Raw genomic sequence first — 17,686 nt, forward strand, 5'->3', positions numbered from 1 at the left:
GGGCGCCGCCCGCGGTAGACGGCCGTCGTCGTTGTTGATCGGGGAGGGGTGCCGCCTTGTGACGCTGCTCCGGCGTGAGATCGAGCGTTATCGGGACCGGGTGCAGCGTGAGCAGGTGCAGCAGGGGCGGCACCGGGAGCTCGTCGACGCGGTTGAGCGTATGTCGGCAGTGACGGGCGTGGGCCTGGATCGCATCGCGGAGTCGAGCGCTGATGTGGCGGGGCGGACCGCGTCGATCGCCGCGGACGTCGGCGTGCTCGCGGCGGTGGTGGATGCCTCGTTGCCGGCCATTGTCAGTGGGTTGGCGGCGTCGGCCGAGCGGCTGGGCAACATCGAGACGGCCCTGAACAATCCGAGTGCTACGGCGGCAGCCGAGATGTACCGGCGGGGCTCGTATGCGTTGGCGTCCGGCTGGCTTGAGGAGGCGGCAGCGGACCTGACGCGATCGGTGGAAACCTTTCCGTACATGGCTGAGGCGTGGTTCAACCTCGGCACCTGCCGGTACCGCCAGGGCGACGCGGATAAGACGCTGGCCGCGGAGGCGTTCATGCGATGCGTCCGCTACAGCATGCCCCGCACGCCGGTCCTGGCGGCCGGTGGTGTCCTCGTCGCTGCGGCGATCTACCGGGAGCTGGGTGCCATCGAACGGTCGCAGGAGGTTCTCGCCGAACTGGCTGGCCGCATCGATGCCTGCGCCGAGATCCACCTGGCTCTCGCCGTGCACCATAGTCAGCAGGCGGGCCTCCGGCGGGCCCTTGAGTTGGCGCCGCACCTGGCGGAGGACGCTCGGGCCGGCAAGCTGACGTTCGCGGACACCGTTGCCGCTGACCTGTGCCGGGACGGTCGAGGGCTCGTCGCCCGAATGCGTGTGCTGACCGCGGCATGTGATTCGCTGGCGGGCGAGGCCGTCTCGGCCGGCCTCAACAACGTGGCTGTCCCGCAGGCTCCGATCCGTGTCGGTGCTACGCACGTCGAGCTGGTAGCTGCGAACGGTGCCACGGACAGTGCCACGACGCGGGTGGCGTTCGGTGTTGACGCCCTGCTGCTGGCGAACGCCGCCCGTGCCCCGCTCATCGAGGTGGGGCGGCGGCTGGTGGCGGCGGTGCACTCGGCCCTGCTTGATGCCGACCGGGCCGCGGGCGTCGCGTCGAGGGAGGCGCAGCTCAGGCAACGGGAGGCCGGTGTCGCGAAGCGGCGGGCCGACTCGGTTGAGGCGGCACTCCCCGCACGGTCCCAGGCCGCACTGGACCAGGTCGAGCCGGCAGTCGACAAGGCCGAGCGGGAGGCCGCCCGGATGGCGGCCGCCGTGGCCGCCGAGGCCGCAGCTGTCCTCGACGCGGCCGAGGAGGCCGTCCTGCGCAGCGACAGGAACGTGGCGCTTCGCGAGATGGAGCTGCAGGCACATCACCGGCGCGTGGAGGAGTTCGCCCACCAGCATCGCAGGGCTGAGCGGACGGCGGCCCGACTGGCCCGGACACAGGCGATCGCGCGGCGCGACCTTGACGGTCAGCTGACCACGGCGCAGGTCCGTGAAGCCGATCACGCTGCCAGGTCACGGACCGCGCTCAGCCGGGTGATCGCCGAGTACGCGCAGGCACCTCCGTCTGTCCTCCCGGCGGCCTACGACCCCCACGCTGAACGGCGACGCCACCGGACCTCGTTGGCACGCCAGTGGATGTGGGACACTCCGGTTCCCGACACCGCCGAACGGGCGCGTGCCGAGCTGGCGCGGTTCGGCGAGGAGTTCAGGGTGAATCCGGTGGACCCGCTACGCGACTGGGACCTGAAGGCGGCGCCCCACTTTGAGCAAGCCATCCACGACGTGCGCGCGGCCGAGGAGGCCGCACGACACCGGGCTGACCTGGCGACGCGGCTCGCCGACCTCGACCTGGAAAACGCGCGGGAGTCTGCCGATGATGACCGGAACCGGGCCATCGGTGAGCAGCATCACCGCACCACAATGGCGGACCTGCTGCACCGAGCGCAGCGGGCTACCGCCGAGTTCGCCGAACGTCTTGAGCAGGCACGCGATCAGGTCGACCAGGCCCACCGAGAACTCGACGACGCCCGCCTGAACCTCGCCCGCACAACCGACAACGTCGACACCGCCGCGCGAACTGCCGTTGCCACAGCCAGGTCCGACGCCGAGAGCCTCGCCGCCCAGCAGATCGACGAACTGCGGAACGAACGCGCGGCAGCGCGGGCAGCGGCGGACCAGAGCCAGCACACGGCGGCCGAGGAACAGCGCCGGGCAATCACCGCGGCAGCAGCAGCCGACCACGCACGTCAACAGGTGGCCCCGGCACTGGCGGCGGTCGAAACCGCCATCGCGGACCTCACCCCACCGCACCGGATCATCCCGTTCAGTCATCCGGGCCAGCTCGAACCCCTCCCGCTGGACGACTGAACCGGATCGACCGCCGATCCACCCGCAAGGCACCGTCCGCACGGCCGGGTCAATGTCGAGATCCTCGATGCGCCCGCGGGCGACGACATCGCAGACTTCGATCATGGGGTGGAGGCCAGCATGCACGTGCCGTCCGGACGGCTGGTCGTCATGGGCTGCACCGACCACCAGCCCGACGCGGCCCGATTCACCGTTGCGTCCGGACCAGTACGGCTACGGGCGAGTCGGTCGAACCTGGACACCGCCAGCCGGCTCGACATCGACTCCGACCAAAGTCCGGCGACCATGGAACGTGTACGGATTCAGATCTGGTCGGCAGCACCCGCTCCTCGTGCGGTACTGAAGCGGTCGCGTGCGGACCGCCGTTGACTCGCCGCCACCGGGACCTCCTCAACACGCACTCATCTGCCGCCGTGCGCCCGCTACCTATCGTGACGGCCGAGATCGGCGCATGGCTTCCGCTTGTGCGGAGGAGTTGGCGGGTCGTGCGCCGAGTAGAGGGGAAGCGGTGGAGCGCGATCTCAACGTGCGTCGAGAACGAAGAAGAGGAAGCACAGCCACGTTTAGGTGATCGGTTTGGTCCAGCGGGCGTACGGCTGCAATGCTGTGCAGCACTGTCCGTTGAGGCACGCGGGGGAGGCATGGACCCGATGTACGCACCGAGACTCGCGTCGTGCGCCCGGCGTAACGGATAGCCGCGTGCCGGAACCGGACTACGACGTCTTCCTCAGCCACGACCACGGCGACGCCGTGGTCGTCGAGGAGCTCGGCCGCCGCCTCGTCACGCAGTTCGGCTTCAAGGTCTGGCTCGACCGGTGGGTGCTGATCCCGGGCAAGACCTGGCAGCAGGAGATCGCCAAGGGGCAAGACGCGGCGGCCACCTGCGCCGTGTTTGTCGGCGCGAGCACCGCGCAGGGTTGGTTCGACCAGGAGGTTCAGCGGGCACTGAACCGGCAGGCTGCCCATTCGGACTACCGCGTCATCCCGGTTCTCCTGCCAGGCGCCGTTGCCGGGGACCCGGTGGACTCGATCCCAGCCTTCGCCGAGCTGCGGACCTGGGTGGACTTCCGAGCCGGACTAGACGATCCGTATGCCCTACATCTGATCAAAAGTGGCATCCAGGGAATCGCGCCCGGCCCGTGGCCGCCGCTGGCCGACCCGCTGCCGGGGGGCGGCGACGTCACACTCGACGAGATTGAACGCGACCTACAGGCACTCGATCGCATCAAGCCACTCCTGCACGAGGCGATCATCCTCGAGACCCAACGGCGCATCGTGTCTCGGAGGTTCAGATGAGCACGGGACAAGTCTTCATCAGTTACACCCGCCAGGACGCCGCCGCCGCCGACTTCGTGGCCTCGCTGCTGTCGAGCGCGGGCCTGACGCCGTGGCTCGATCGACGAGACCTCACCGTCGGCGAACGATGGGTATCGGCCGTTTCCGAAGCTATCGACGACGCCGACGTCGCGCTGATTCTCGTTGGGAGTGAACCTTCACGGACGTTCATGGCAGAGGCCGAGACAATCCTGTCCCGGCCTGCCGGGCGGCCCCGACCCGTACCGGTTCTGCTGCCACACGCCGAGGCGCTGCCGTCGTTTCTATCCGGCCGGACCGCAGTCGACCTGCGCGGATTGCGGCTGCAGTCGGCGGAGGCGGTCGCGGACCTGCTGCAAGCCGTGGTCGAACGCAACCCGGAAGCCCGGCCCACCCCGGATGAAGACCTCCGGACGGCGCTCGCCCGGGCAAGCCGGGTGCTTGGCGAAGACCACCCGGACACCATCACCGCCGCCTCGAACTTCGCTGCCTCCTTGCAGGAGAGCGGGGACTACGAGAACGCCCGGGCAGTCTTCGCAGACGTTCTCGAACGCAGTCGCCGCATTTTCGGCGAGGCTCACCCGAACACGGTCACCGCCGCCGCGAATCTGGCTTCCGCGCTTCAGGCACTCGGCCGATACGACGAAGCCCAGTGGCAACTGAGGCAGGTCGTCGACCTCGCGGCGCGCACCCTCGGCCCCGACCACCCAAACCTCGGTGTGCTGCACAGCAACCTCGCCAATCTCCTCTTCGACACCGGCCATTATGAGGAAGCGGAGAACCACTACCGGATCGCTGTGCTGATCGGTGAGAACGCCCTGGGACCCGACGATCCGGCGGTCGCCGTCAGACGAAGCAATTTGGGAAATGTGCTGCGCAGCACGGGCCGGCTGCAGGAGGCTCGGGACCAGTTCGAGATCGCACTCCGAGTGAGCGAAAATGCTTTGGGTCCAGATCATCCGGATGTCGCGTGGGGGCACGGCAATCTAGGCAACGTGCTCCGCGACACCGGCGACTTGGCAGGGGCGCGCGAGCAGTACGAGCGAGCCATCCAGATAGGCGAGCGAGTCCTTGGCCCGGACCACCCAGACCTAGCGATCTGGCGCAACGAGATGGGAAACGTCCTGCACGACCTCGCCGATCTCGCCGGGGCGCGCGCCCAATACGAGATCGCCTTGCGGATCACCGACGAGGCTCTAGGCCCAGACCATCCCGAGACCGGTGCCGTCCGCAACAACCTGAGCAGCGTGCTGTGGGAGATGGGGGACCTAACGGCAGCGCGGGCTCAGCTGGAAAGGGCGATCGACTCCGCCGGCCGCGACCCGGTCACGAACCACCCCGACCTGGCGATATGGCACAACAACCTGGGTAACGTGCTCGCCGCCTCCGGCGACAAGGCCACGGCAAACGAGCATTTCGCCCGAGCAAGAGAACTCGGCGGCGACAATGAGCCCAGCCAAACGGACGACTGATCAAACAACAAGTAGATCCGCGCGCATCCTTTCTCGTCGTGCTGCGGCATGACGCCGCGCAGCCTGTGGTCGTCGACCAGCGGCGCGCTCATCTGCCGCGACCGGCTCGCCTCATGGCGACCTGGGCGGGTCGCAGAGTGTCTTCGGAGGGGAAGTCGGCCGGCTCACACCCAGACTTGTTTCCACTAGCGGTCGCCCCAGCCGTCCTGGTTCGCAAGGTAGCCGCGGAAGATCTCCGCGACTTCCTCAAGCGACTCGACGTCACAGCGGAAATGGAGGTCCGGGCCGCCCTCACGGCGCTCGACCCGGAAAACACCGGCCGGGATGTCCGATCGACCCCCGGCGGCCGCCTGCAGGTAGTTCCTATCGCTCGTCCGAGCGGTCGCCTCGTGTGCGCCCACCAATCAAATGTGGTCCGCCGATGGTAGGTGTCGGTCCAGGCAAATGTCCGACGGTTGCACATCAAACCGACAATATCTCCGGGCATCGAGTAGGTTTGGCAAGGTGGAGCAAGCGATGCCACTATGCCGATCACGTGCGGATGTTAACGCAGTCGCCTGCGCAAGCGGAATCCGATCCAGACGAACGGTATGCTCACGTCGAGCCTGCTTAGTTATTGTGGAGTCCCCAACGGGGACGTTGACAACCTGATCCGCAGTCGCTGCGCCCGTACGAAGGTACGTAGCCGGATAGCATTTTCCTCGCGTTTCAACCGTCACCAGAACGGCGCTCGCCGTGCTGTTTCGGTCGCTGTCTGAGAGTTGGACCTGAATGTCCAGACTCCGGCACACATTCGAGCGGTCCTCTGGCCCAAGAATCATCGTTCGATCCTGACTCGTTGGCAATGCCCGCACTGGAACCCTGGGTGAATGGCAGTCGTCCGCATCTTCCGGGATCGAGTACGATACGACTACGGCGAATGCCGTAAGAAGGACCACTGCGACCAGGATGACAGGCAACGTTCGCCGAATGCGCGGGAATAGCCGGAGTGCGTTCTGGGGCGGACCCGCGGAACCGGCTCCCGCAATTGGACCAGATGACGGTCCTCCATGGTCGAGTCGGAACGTGGAGGCGCTGTCCCTCCATGGGTCTGCCTGCGGAGGTTGATAGTCGCTACCGGGGTGAGCCACAACGGTCAGTGTGCCTCACGAGACAATCAGTTGCCTTCGCTTGATCGGACAGTTCCGTTATAACACTTTTAGACTAGTTTCGGCCGGGGACCAAGAGCCTTGAGCCACATGGCCCGACGGGTGACGGACACCGCCGACCTGGAACGATGCGCACTAGCGCCGTTGAGACAGATCAGTCCAGATGTTTTCGACGGCCGGCGGCTGCGTCACGACGGACACGTGTGAGGTCACGAAATCCGTGCGCACATCTGCCGCCTACCGAGCGCGGCTCAGTGTCGACGATCACCCTTGTCCGGTAACGATTCGGCGATCCATGGCAGCAGCCGGCGCGGTCAAGCTCCAGGCAGCGGTACGCCGGCCTGAGCCATCACTAGTGCCATGTACGCCGACAAGACCGCGCTCAACGAGTTCTGCGCTGCTCCGTCGAGAATCGACCCGGCGCGGGTCATCAAGGCCCGGAGGCGGGACAGGTCTGGCGCCTCGGCTGTCAGCTCTTCCCCGGCTTGCTCGGCGACAAGCTCGAGCTGCCCGGCGTCGCGGTCGGCGAGCCCTAGCGCTGGTATGGCTTCAACCAACGCGTGGACCAGTGTCACGAGATCGGCGGTACTAATTCCGGCTGTGGTAGCTGTCTGAGTTGCGGTTTCGTTCGCCCACGCCAAGTTGCCCGACACGTTGCCACCGATGTTGACCGTATGGTTCGTCCCCCCGCGACTATCGTTGCGTCGCACGTACGCGCTCACCGATCCCTGAAAGTGCTCAACGCAGTCGATGCCATCGTCCAGGAGCTTTGGTAGATGGAGTGTTCCGCCAGCATAGCGAAGGGCCTTGATCAAGCCCTTCGCCACCAGGTACCTCAACGCCTCGTCGAGGTCGTTCGCAGAAAATGGCTGACCTTCGTAGTAACACTCTGGCGTGGTGAGCATGGCCTGCAAGTGATTGGCCTTTCGCTGGGGCTGGCCATAAAGCCATCGGACGATCGCATCCCGCGCCGCAGCCGCCCGAAGAGCTGGGGCGGCGCGGCGTCGGCGCCGCTCTTCGACCTCGGTGCGCCCAGCGTCGTCGAGCATTGCCGCCAGGCCGTCAAAACCCATCCCATTGGCCGTTATCACAAGTCCCCGGCGTTCCAGGTCCGCCAGCATACGGAAGTAGAGCTCATGGAGCCGGTCGTCAGACCGTTCATCTTCTGGCAAGAAATCCACGATGGTCGCGAATTCACCCGCGTTGGGCGGCCGATGATCATATAAGTTGTCGAGGAGTGCAATCCGTCGCAACTCGGTTTCAGTCATGGATCCTCTCCTTGGCGTACGAAGGGGATACTAGCGCGAGCAATCCATCCCCTAATGATAGCCATAATCACGACACGTTCCCGTCCCAGTGATGCAGACCTGCCAGCGGTCTCACCGATCTAACGTTGCTGGCAGAGACCCTGTCGGCTACTGATCGGCCACATTTACTCGTACCGGAAGCGGCGCGTCGTGGTTTGCGACTCGTTCATCGAGAGTCGATGGCGGTGCTGGGATGCCAGGCTGGTACGCATCACTGAACCGGCGGAACTACGCCTGCGTCGCGGCAGACGGCGCGCGGTACGAGGGGCACGCGTCGATCACCACGCTCCGCACGCCGCTCCGGTCGGCTCGGTCCACGCCGATCTGATTTGTACCGTTAAGTGCGTTCAGATCTGCCCGAGTTTGATGGTGAGGTGTTGAGGGGCCTGTACGCCCGCCAGCGCCCATGCCCAGCCGGGAAGGGCGAGAGCCTCGGCGAAGAAGTCGTCGAGAGGCATGCCGAAAAGACCATAGGACCCCGGACCCGAGGGCTTCGGTCTCGACAGTGGGAGTCCAGTGGAGTGTGCAGCGCAGTTGCCACATCACGTCCTCATCCTCGGCCTCGATGAACTGCCGGGTGAGATCGGCCCAGAACTCAAGCACGCCATCGAAGTCGAATGTTCCGTACTGGGCGAGGATCCCGTCGCCGTCATCCTCGGGCGATGCGGCGTCATCGACCGGGATGGCGGCGAATCGCCGGAAGACCTCGACCGTGGTCAGCACGTCGGCAGCGGCGGCCTTGCCGGGGCGCACTCCGGCATGGTGAAGCATCGAGGTCAGCAGTGGGTTCGTCTCGCTGATCAACACGAGTTCATCATCCCGCGTCGCTGCCTCACCGCTGCTGTGAACCCAGCAGTCCACACGAAGATCACATGCACGCTTCTGCCGCTGTCGGCGTGGTAGCGCTTGGTGGCGCTGACGGCCGCCGGTGACGCACGGTCGGATATGGCTGCCTATCCCGTTTCCGACGCCGGCGTCGTGTCGTCTGATCAACTCGTGCTGCGGGCGGCAGTCGCCGCCTACCTCGGCCGCTACCGCGGCCAGACCCGCCTCCACACCAACTCCGACCTCCGGATCTTCTTGCGCTGGTGCGAGGAGCAAAGCTTGGAGCCGTTGGCTGCGGTCCGAACGGACGTCGAGCGGTACGTGCGCTGGCTGCAGGACATCCGCCGGTTCCAGCCCTCGACCGTGTCGCGGCGGCTGTCGATCGTGGTGGGCTTCTACCGCGTCTGCGTCATTGACGGCCTCCTGTCGCACTCACCCGCCGACTACGTCCGCCGTCCACCCGTCCCGGCCGAGTCACCGACCCCTCGGGCTTGGTCATCTGCAGTTCGAGGCGCTGATCACCACCGCCCGGCTGTCGACCAACCCGAACGGCTTCGACCTGGTCGCACACGCCCGCTGTTCTGGACCCACGTCGCCCCGGACGGCGAGGTCCGGCTCGACATGACCAGCCGACTCGCGCTCGGCGTGGCCACACGCACCGTGTAACCCCCAGGGGAACCGTTCAAAGAATCTTGAAATTGGCAGTAAAGGGATCCGTCGTCTGACAGCACGTACCGGGTGTACGGCTGACCCCACCCGGGGGAGCAACGGCCCCACCAGAAGGCAGGTCGCCTCGATGATGGACCCCGTGACCCTCGTCCTGCTGGGCGCCGGCGCCCAGGCCGCGGCGCAGCTGGTCGTCGCGCTGGGACGGTGGCTGACGCTGCGGGCCCGCGCCGAACTCACCCGGGCGGCTGCCGGGCTGCCCCCGGGCGTTCAGATCTCCGGCCGCGACTCGGGCGGTACCTGGAAGGTGCGACGCGACGCAGCTCGGGGACGTCGATGAGCGCCCCGGCCGACCCGGCGCACGAGCGGCCGACCTACGAGCAGGCGTACGCCGAGCACCGTGAACCGCTGACCCGCTTCGTCAGTCGGCTGGCCGGTCGGTACGGGCTGCCGGATCCACGCCGTGACGCCGAGGACATCGTCCAGACCACCTTCGAGGAGGCGCTGCCGCAGTGGTCGTCGGTGGACAACCCGGCCGGCTGGCTCTACACGGTGGCCCGCCGTAATACGGTGAAGGCCGCCAACAAAGCAGTTCGCCGCGGTGAACTCATCGGTGGAGACGAACTCAACCGCACTGACCGGGGCTGGACATCGGTGACACGGCGGCCGACCGCGGAAGACACCATCCTCACCCGCCAGGTGATGGACGCCATCGCCGACCTGCCCGATCGGCAACGGACCGTCACCTATCTGCGGCACGTACAGGGCTGGAGCGTTCGAGAGGTGGCGGATCTGCTCGACTGCGCTCCGGGGACCATCTGGGCGCACACGAATCACGGCGTCACCGAGATTCGTCGTCTTTTAAGTCTCGACAGCGACTTCAGGTATTGGCGTATCGATCCCGTCCGCCCCAGCGCTCCTGGCTGGCCCCGCGGATGGTTCCTCCCTGTGCTGGCAGGAGTCACGATGCTGGCAGTCGTCGCGTGCCTGGTCAGATGGGTCGTCATCGGCTATTCGACCGATATGGATTGGTTGGTACCATGGTGGCAGGTCGGTATCAGTGCCGCGGCACTGGTGTGCCTCATCGTGATGATCCGGGCCAGTGTCCGGTGGTGGCGGCGTCGAAGGCGTAGCCGGCGGCCCTGATAGTCGTGACAGCCGGTTCCGGTCGTCACCCGCATTGGGCGACCGGAGCCTCAACAGCGGGCTCGGCACGTGACCGTACGCGATCGATAGAGGACATGATAATGAAAGTTATCCTGTCGCCTCCGGGTCCGCTTCGGCGTAGCGTCGGAGACCGTGACCCACACCCCCTGGGTACCGCTCAGCCGCCGCGCTGCCGGCCTCGGCCCGGACACCGCCCTCGTCGAAGGCGTGCCCGATTGGCTTTGCCGACCGCTGCAGCTATGGCTCTTTCACGTCTTGCAGTACACCGACGGCCCAATCCAGCAGCTGGGCTACGGACACAACCTGACGCCCTTCAGTGAAGAGATCATGGTGCGGGTACGTACCAAGACGTCGCCGTGGCTCACCGAGGCGGACGAGCTTCTCGACGTGCTCGACGCCACGGTGCATTGGGGTGACTTCCTCCGTCCCGCAGATGGCGGAAACTCCTACCGCCCCAACGCGTACGGCACGCCGGATGACTTGGAGCAGCTGCTCGCGAACGCCAACTCCGCCTGGCGAGTCAACGCCAGCTGGACCGGGCTGGAACGACGCATCGATGCCACGGTGACCGCTGCGGTCGCAGAAGCGGTCCGCAGCGCAGACGCCGAGGCCGCTGGGTATCTGGCCGCCGCGTGGGACGCGGCGTACGGGCGGCATCCGGATCCGGACAAGGCGTACAGCGAGGCAGTCAAGGCGGTCGAGGCGGTGGCCTGCGCGCTGGTGCTGCCCGCGAACGGCAACGCCACTCTGGGCACCGTGCGCACCCACCTCCGCGACGCTTCGACGAAGTGGGAGTTCGCCCTGCCCGCCCGGGACGGCACCGCCGGATCTGTCACACCGGTGGTCGAGATGCTGACCGCGATCTGGGAGGGACAGCGGTCCCGGCACGCCGGCACCGCGAGTTCCCGCCGGCAGACCCAGGCCGAAGCCGAAGCCGCGGTCCACCTCGCTGCCACCCTGGTGCAGTGGCTGACCGCCGGCGTGCTGTGCCGCCGTACCCCGTGACGGCCATCGTCCCGGTCGAGGGAGAGCCGGCGAGGACCGCGGCGGCCGTGGTCACGCTGCCGGCCGGGCTCGGCGAGCCACTGCTCGCTGCCACCGCCGGATGGCTGCGCGAGCACACCGACGCCCCGACCACCCAGCGCGCCTACCTGCGGGATCTCCACACCTGGCTGACCTGGTGCAGGGACGCCGACGTTGACCCGCGTGCTGCCCGCCGCCCGGACGCCGCCGCCTGGGCCGAGGACCTCGCCACCGCGCCGTCGTCGGCCACCGGCCGGCCGCTCGCGGCGTCCACCCGGGCCCGGATGCTCGCCGCGGTGTCGTCCTGGTACGGCTACCTGCTCTCCCTCGACGAGGACCTGGTCGCCCGCAATCCCATCGCCCCGCTCCGCCGGCCAACCGTGGCCACCAACCAGTCGGCCACGGTCGGGTTGACCGCGCACCAGGCCCGCGCGCTGATCGCCGCGGCCGACGCCGACCCGCACCGGGCCGCGTTGCGTACCCGGGCCGCGATCCGGCTGCTGCTCGAGGTCGGCCTCCGGGTCGCCGAGGTCTGCGGCCTGGACGTCGCCGACTACGGCCACAACCGCGGCCACCGCACGCTGCGCTACATCGCCAAGGGCCAGCGCACCATGACCCGCGCCGTCCACCCCGACACCGCTGCCGCCCTCGACGCCTACCTCGCGCACCGCGCCGTCACCGCCGGCATCGCCGTCGAGCAGCTATCCGGGCCTCTGCTCGTCACCGCCAGCGGCGCACGCCTGGACCAGCCGGCCCTGTTCCGGCTCGTCCGCCGCCTCGCCCGCGCCGCCCAGCTACCCGCCTGGCGGCAACTCTCGCCGCACTCGCTGCGGCACAGCTTCGCCACCATCTATCTCGACCACGGCGGCAACCTTCGCGACCTGCAGGACGCCCTCGGCCATGCCAGCCCTGCCACCACCCGCCGCTACGACCGCGACCGGCACAACCTCAACCGCGACGCCACCCACACCGTCGGCGCCGCACTCGCCCTGCCGACACCGACGGACTCCGGCAGCTGAAGACAGCCCAGCGCGCGACCACATAGGCTCGATGACTGCGATCACGGCGCGGACCTGCACCATCCACTGCACGCAAGGGCGACGACGTCCGCGAGGTGCCGCTGCTGCCAGCCAAGGCCCGACCCCGCCCAGGTCTGGACCATGCTCGGCAACAGCTCGCTGGAATCCACGGGCCAGGTCACCGCGGTACAGCGGTGTCTAAAGCCAATCCCAGGAAGTTAAGCGTTGCCGCTGGTAGGACTGCTTGCGGCTGAGTGTGTGCCGGCGGGTTGATCTCGGCTCAGCGTGTCGTGGTGTTGATGTGGTGAAGCTCCTGTAGAACGTCAGATCGACCAAGATCAAAGGTTCTGGCAGGAGCTTCGGTGTCAGATCTTTCCACAGCATGTTCGTGTTCGTGTACGTGCGCCACGCCGGGCGGGCCGGTGTGGCAACGCCTCGGTCTGGGTGTGCTGGCCGAGTATGTTCCGGCCCTGCTCATCGACGAGGTACTGGTCGCTACCGGCCGGATGCAGCAACGGATCCGTCGGTTGCCGGCCCGGGTGACGGTGCTGTTCGTGCTGGCGTTGACGCTGTTCGCCGACCTGGGCTACCGCAGCGTGTGGCGGGAACTTGCCCACAGCGGCGACATCGACGGCGGAGGTGACGGTGGTGTGGCGGCCGATCCGCCGTCGTCGTCGGGGCTGGCGCAGGCCCGCCGCCGGGTCGGGTTGGCCCCGTTGGCGGCCCTGTTCGCCCGGGTCCGTGGCACGCACGCCACCGTCGATACGCCGGGTGCGTTCCGGTTCGGCCTACGGCTGGTGGCCTGGGACGCCACCATGCTCGACGTCCCGGACAGCGACGACAACGCGGCGGCGTTCATCCGCTCGGGCAACCGGCGGGGCGGCGGCGCGTTTCCGAAAGTGCGGCTGATGACGTTGATCGAGGTCGGCACCCACGCCGTCATCGACGCGACCTTCGGCCCGGATTCCGAGCAGGTCCAGGCCCGAGCCCTGCTCAACGCGTTGCGGCCGGGGATGCTGCTGCTGGCCGACCGCAACTTCCCCTCGTGGCGGCTGTGGAACGAGGCCGCCATGACCGGGGCGCATCTGCTGTGGCGGGCCAAGACCAGCCTGCATCTTCCCCGGGTGGCCACGTTCACCGACGGGTCCTGGCTGGCCGTCCTGCCCAAACCACGTACCGGCCGGCGGGTCGGCACCTGGGTCCGGGTCATCGAGTACACCGTCACCGTGACCTGCCCGACCGGCGGCGCTGCCACCACCCGCACCGAACTGTTCCGGCTGATCACCACCATCACCGACCCGACCGTCGCGTCCGCCGCCGAACTGGCCGGCTGCTACCGCGAAAGGTGGGAATCGGAAACCTGCTACAAGTCGATCAAGACACACCAACGCGGCCCGCGGGCGGTGCTGCGATCCACCGACCCCGACGGCATCCGGCAGGAAATCTACGCCTACCTGATCACCTACCAGGCCGTCCGACACCTCATCGCCGAGGCGGCCACCAACACCGGCGTCGACCCGGACCGGCTGTCGTTCACCACCGCCCTGCGCACGGTCCGCCGCTGGATCACCACCGCCGCCACCGCAACCACCGCAGCCCTGGCCACGGCCCGAACCGCAGCCCTCGCCGAGATCAGCCGTGACACCCAACACCGACGCGACCGCAACAGCCCCCGCGCCGTCAAACGCTCCCAGGCCCCGTACCCCGCCAAACGACACGCCAGCCAACAGACATCAACCCACGTCGACTACCACATCGACGTCATCCCAGACCCACACGCGTGACCAGCGGAAGTGCTTATCTTCCTGGGATTGTGTCTAAAGCACCACGGCGTTCGGGACTAGCGCGGGCACGGTGCAGGGCATCCGATGCCGCCGGCATCACCGATGCTCCGTGGCGCCCACGCGTGCTGGAGGCTGCCCCCCGTGGTCTACGTCAACACCCTCATAGTCCAAGGCGTCCCCTTCGACGACGAGTCGGGGCACCTCGTCGCGGTTGACCGCACGCTGTGGCGCCGGTACGGCACTACCTGAGTGAGCGCGCTGGCGCCACCCGACCGATGTGGCGGCGTGGCCACTGCGAGTTCGAAAGGAGATGCCGGGGTCATGAGTGGTTCGTCATCGTCAGGCGCGTTGCCGCTGCGCTGGGCAGTGATCTTGTTGTTGGCTGCGCTGGTCGGGGTTGTGGTGGCCGGGTTGACCGTGCTGCAGACAGGGAGTTGGCCGGCTGCGCTGCTCGCAGCACTCACTGGAACTGGTGCGGCGATTACCACCGGGCATCAGATCCTGGCCGGACGGTAGGAGACTGTCGCACAAGACCACACCGACCCGGCGCTACGTGGCGCTAGCGTCTGAAGACGGACAACGGCAAAAGGGGGTTGCATTGCATAGTCCAGGCCGCTGCACGCCGGCTCATCGCACGGGCGTGACACCCGAGCGTGCTGCCGGGACGATGGGCCCGCAGGTCGGAGGAAGGCCGTGACCACGAACAGTGATCCGGACGACCAGCCTTCGACAGTCCAGACCCCGGCTGGAGTCACCGGTGCTGACCTGCACAAGCCATCTGCGTCGGACGTTGCGGCTGTGGATGCCGTCGCTGACCAGGTGGCCCGCAACGCCGAGTTCGCGCTGTTCTGCCAGGACGATATGCCGCGGTTGGTGGCCTTCGTGATGAGTCTCGGCGCGCCGGCCGCCTTGGCCGCGGACATCGCCCAGGACTCGATGACCACGACCTATCGTCGATGGGATTCCGTGGATAACCCGCGGGCGTGGGTGCGCACCGTTGCGAAACGGACCTGGTGGAAACTGGCCGACCAGAGCCGTACCGAGATTCCCCGGCAGGACCTGCCCCCGTCGAGTGGGCTCCTCACGGATGCGCAGGCCGACGAGATCACCCATCAGCACACGTTCCTAGCCCTGCTGCAACCCTTGACACCCCATCAACGCGAGATCATGGCCTGGACCTACGACGGCTACCAGCCCACCGAGATCGCCGCGATCATGGTGATGAACCCCGCCACCGTACGGTCGGCGTTGCGGGATGCACGCGCAAAGCTCGCCCCGATGTACCGGGCACAGGACACACCATGACCACCCTCCCGGCTCGCGGGCCCGCCAACCCCAGCCGCGATCACGCGGCGCTCGTGACCCATCTTGCCGGCGAACTTCCACTCGGTAAGGGACTGGCGCGGATCATGCAGGTCGATCCCGCCGCCGTTGCTTCCCGCCCCCATCATGACGAGCCGCACGCACCGGCACACCGGCGACTGGTCGCTGACCTGGCCACTGCGCTACCACCCACCACCCCGGAAGGCATCCTCGCCATCCACGGCGGCCCTGCCGCGCTAACCAGCGACCTCACCGCAGCCGTCGACACCGACCGTGGCCTCGCAGAGATCCTGGCCACGCCTTTCAACGACGAGGCAGCCCCGGCCTCGACGGTCGGCGCTCCGACCGCGGCAGCATCCCTACTGGACGACGTGACCACGATCTACCACGCCCCCGTCGTCCAACGACTGCTGCTGCGAACGGGCGGTGTCAGCGAACATTTGCACCACACCCGCCGCGAACTCGACGCCGTCCACAGCCTCCTGACCACCGCCACTGACCTCGAACACGCGGCGTCCGTTCTCGATCGGCAGAAGACACGCCTCGCCAAGGCCATGACCCTGCTCGCCCACGCCGTTCCCCGCCCGCCCGAACCAGACGGCAGTCCTTCCACCACTCGGAAACGCGCTGTCATGCGCGCTCTGCGGGGCGAGGGCCCAGTGGAAGCGCGGCCACGCATTGTGCAGCGCTACGCCGGCCGAGTGACGTCGGTGGCGATCGCGCCGGACGGCACCTGGCTGGCCACCGCCGCCGACGGGTCGGCGCAGATCTGGGACGTCGCCACCGGACGGCCACGTATCGAGCTCATGGGCCACCCCGGCCGAGTAACGTCGGTGGCGATCGCGCCGGACGGCACCTGGCTGGCCACCGCCGACGACGACGGGTCGGTGAAGATCTGGGACGTCGCCACCGGACAGGAGCGCACCCGGCTGATGGGCTACACCGGGCTAATGGGCTACACCAGCCGAGTGGCGTCGGTGGCGATCGCGCCGGACGGCACCTGGCTGGCCACCGCCGCTGACGAGTCGGTGCGGACCTGGGACGTCGCCACCGGACAGGAGCGCACCCGGCTGATGGGCTACACCGGGCTCGGTTACGCCGACCGAGTGACGTCGGTGGCGATCGCGCCGGACGGCACCTGGCTGGCCACCGCCGGAACATCGGTGCAGATCTGGGAACTGGATGAAGCAGCACCAGCGGCGATGCCGTCCCAGATCGATGTGTTCGACAGCACTGCGGAGTTGGCCGACGATGCACACCCCGCCGTCCATGCGGAGCTGATCGACGCCGCGCGTCACGCCACGGCCCAGGCCGCCTCATTGATCCGGGAATGTTCGACCGACCTCGCTGACCTCAGAACAAACCTGGGCACTCACTCCGCCCAGCTGGGCGGAGTGAGTGCCCAGGAAAGCCTGTTCCAGCGATGCCGCAGCCTGTGTGTCGAGCTGATCCACATGTCCGAGCAGCTGTACACCGCGCTGTCCGACTTCCGAGGCGCGGACCTTAGGGCCGTAACTCTCGCCGCACTTGAAGATCTGGACGGAGTCCGCTGGTCCGAAGCCGCCACCGACGTCCCCGCCACCCAATGGCCACCCATCCTGCGGAGACCGGTGCAAGACCACTCAACCCCGGTCGACGACCAGCCAGGCGTATTCGAAATCCACGTCGGCACCGCGGTACGCCTCGCTACATAACGCCGGCGCCCGGCGAGGCGCTCGCCACCGACGGGGGCGACGATCCGGCCGGATTCGCTCCTGATGCGGTGCTGGTCGGTCGGACGCCCCGTCCTCGGCTCATCAGATGGTTACCTCGCAGAAGGGAGCATCGGTGAAGGCAACCGTCACCCCGGGTTCGGGTCTTCTCCGTCGGCGGCGTCGAGTTGTCGGCGCACCTCGGCGGCCTCGTCGGTGCGGCCGAGCCCGTCGAGAACATCCGCGCGAGTGTGGTACGCCGATCGCAACTGTCCGCCGAACGCCTGCGGTAGCTGTTCAGCGAGTGCCGTGTACAGGTCGATCGCCTCCCCGACCGTCTGGAGCGCTTCGGGAAGGTTCCGCTTGACCCTGACGCAGATCCACGCGAACGCCCACAGCGAGGTTGCGAGGTGGGACAGGTACGCGGCCGGGTTCGCTTCGGCCAACAGCCGGTAGACCTCGGCGGCTTCCTGCGCCAGGGTTGGGGCCTCCTCCCGCCGCCCCAACTCCGCCAGGAACGCGCCGAGGTTGTTCAACGAC

The 17,686-nt window shown here is 67.7% G+C and carries 15 protein-coding genes and 1 pseudogene; 13 read left to right on the forward strand and 3 right to left on the reverse strand.

Translation table 11 applies throughout. From position 1 onward, the window contains the following. The first annotated feature begins 58 nt into the window (after positions 1-58). From Vau01_RS37705 to Vau01_RS37715, 3 genes are all read left to right on the forward strand, one after another. Positions 59-2,407, forward strand: a complete 2,349-nt coding sequence (locus tag Vau01_RS37705; protein WP_204003750.1) for a hypothetical protein — start codon at positions 59-61, stop codon at positions 2,405-2,407. Positions 2,408-3,106: 699 nt separating this feature from the next. Further along, a complete protein-coding gene (locus tag Vau01_RS37710) occupies positions 3,107-3,703 on the forward strand; it encodes a toll/interleukin-1 receptor domain-containing protein (protein ID WP_204003753.1) in 597 nt (198 codons plus the stop codon). Beyond that, positions 3,700-5,193 (forward strand): tetratricopeptide repeat protein, encoded by a 1,494-nt coding sequence (locus Vau01_RS37715; protein WP_204003755.1) that lies wholly within the window; start codon positions 3,700-3,702, stop codon positions 5,191-5,193. Before Vau01_RS37710 ends, Vau01_RS37715 begins: the two co-directional genes overlap by 4 nt. Positions 5,194-5,378: 185 nt before the next feature. On the opposite strand, the gene Vau01_RS37720 is transcribed toward Vau01_RS37715, so the two are convergent. Next, positions 5,379-5,594 carry a hypothetical protein gene (locus tag Vau01_RS37720; RefSeq protein ID WP_204003757.1) on the reverse strand — a complete coding sequence of 72 codons (216 nt, stop codon included), beginning with the start codon at positions 5,592-5,594 and terminating at the stop codon, positions 5,379-5,381. A gap of 1,061 nt (positions 5,595-6,655) precedes the next feature. Continuing rightward, a complete protein-coding gene (locus Vau01_RS37725) occupies positions 6,656-7,609 on the reverse strand; it encodes a hypothetical protein (protein ID WP_204003759.1) in 954 nt (317 codons plus the stop codon). A 555-nt stretch (positions 7,610-8,164) separates the two neighbouring features. Here Vau01_RS37725 and Vau01_RS63840 point away from each other — a divergent pair. From Vau01_RS63840 to Vau01_RS37775, 10 genes are all read left to right on the forward strand, one after another. Then, positions 8,165-8,551, forward strand: a complete 387-nt coding sequence (locus Vau01_RS63840; protein WP_239152171.1) for a hypothetical protein — start codon at positions 8,165-8,167, stop codon at positions 8,549-8,551. A gap of 42 nt (positions 8,552-8,593) precedes the next feature. After that, positions 8,594-9,139 (forward strand): site-specific integrase, encoded by a 546-nt coding sequence (locus tag Vau01_RS37735; RefSeq protein ID WP_204003761.1) that lies wholly within the window; start codon positions 8,594-8,596, stop codon positions 9,137-9,139. Positions 9,140-9,281: 142 nt separating this feature from the next. Then, complete coding sequence (locus Vau01_RS37740; RefSeq protein ID WP_204003763.1) at positions 9,282-9,479, forward strand: hypothetical protein; 198 nt, start codon at positions 9,282-9,284, stop codon at positions 9,477-9,479. Continuing rightward, a complete protein-coding gene (locus Vau01_RS37745) occupies positions 9,476-10,285 on the forward strand; it encodes an RNA polymerase sigma factor (protein WP_204003765.1) in 810 nt (269 codons plus the stop codon). Before Vau01_RS37740 ends, Vau01_RS37745 begins: the two co-directional genes overlap by 4 nt. Before the next feature lie 348 nt (positions 10,286-10,633). Continuing rightward, positions 10,634-11,311 (forward strand): hypothetical protein, encoded by a 678-nt coding sequence (locus Vau01_RS37750; protein ID WP_204003767.1) that lies wholly within the window; start codon positions 10,634-10,636, stop codon positions 11,309-11,311. Then, the gene (locus Vau01_RS37755) at positions 11,272-12,348 is read left to right on the forward strand and encodes a tyrosine-type recombinase/integrase (RefSeq protein ID WP_204003778.1); all 1,077 of its coding nucleotides are present in this window, start codon (positions 11,272-11,274) and stop codon (positions 12,346-12,348) included. Before Vau01_RS37750 ends, Vau01_RS37755 begins: the two co-directional genes overlap by 40 nt. 422 nt (positions 12,349-12,770) lie before the next feature. Continuing rightward, entirely contained in the window at positions 12,771-14,132 is a 1,362-nt protein-coding gene (locus Vau01_RS37760) for an IS4 family transposase (protein ID WP_204003781.1), read from the forward strand. A 321-nt stretch (positions 14,133-14,453) separates the two neighbouring features. Beyond that, positions 14,454-14,648, forward strand: a complete 195-nt coding sequence (locus Vau01_RS37765; RefSeq protein ID WP_204003784.1) for a hypothetical protein — start codon at positions 14,454-14,456, stop codon at positions 14,646-14,648. 177 nt (positions 14,649-14,825) lie between these two features. Beyond that, positions 14,826-15,437 (forward strand): RNA polymerase sigma factor, encoded by a 612-nt coding sequence (locus tag Vau01_RS37770; protein WP_204003786.1) that lies wholly within the window; start codon positions 14,826-14,828, stop codon positions 15,435-15,437. After that, positions 15,434-17,149: a WD40 repeat domain-containing protein gene (locus Vau01_RS37775; RefSeq protein ID WP_204003788.1), complete on the forward strand. Its 1,716-nt coding sequence runs from the start codon at positions 15,434-15,436 to the stop codon at positions 17,147-17,149. The genes Vau01_RS37770 and Vau01_RS37775 overlap by 4 nt, the downstream gene beginning before the upstream one ends. Positions 17,150-17,295: 146 nt before the next feature. On the opposite strand, the pseudogene Vau01_RS37780 reads toward Vau01_RS37775, so the two are convergent. Continuing rightward, positions 17,296-17,686: pseudogene (locus Vau01_RS37780) on the reverse strand (tetratricopeptide repeat protein); the annotation flags it as partial.

It is taken from the genome of Virgisporangium aurantiacum, assembly GCF_016863635.1.
In the GTDB taxonomy this organism is placed as follows: Bacteria; Actinomycetota; Actinomycetes; order Mycobacteriales; family Micromonosporaceae; genus Virgisporangium; species Virgisporangium aurantiacum.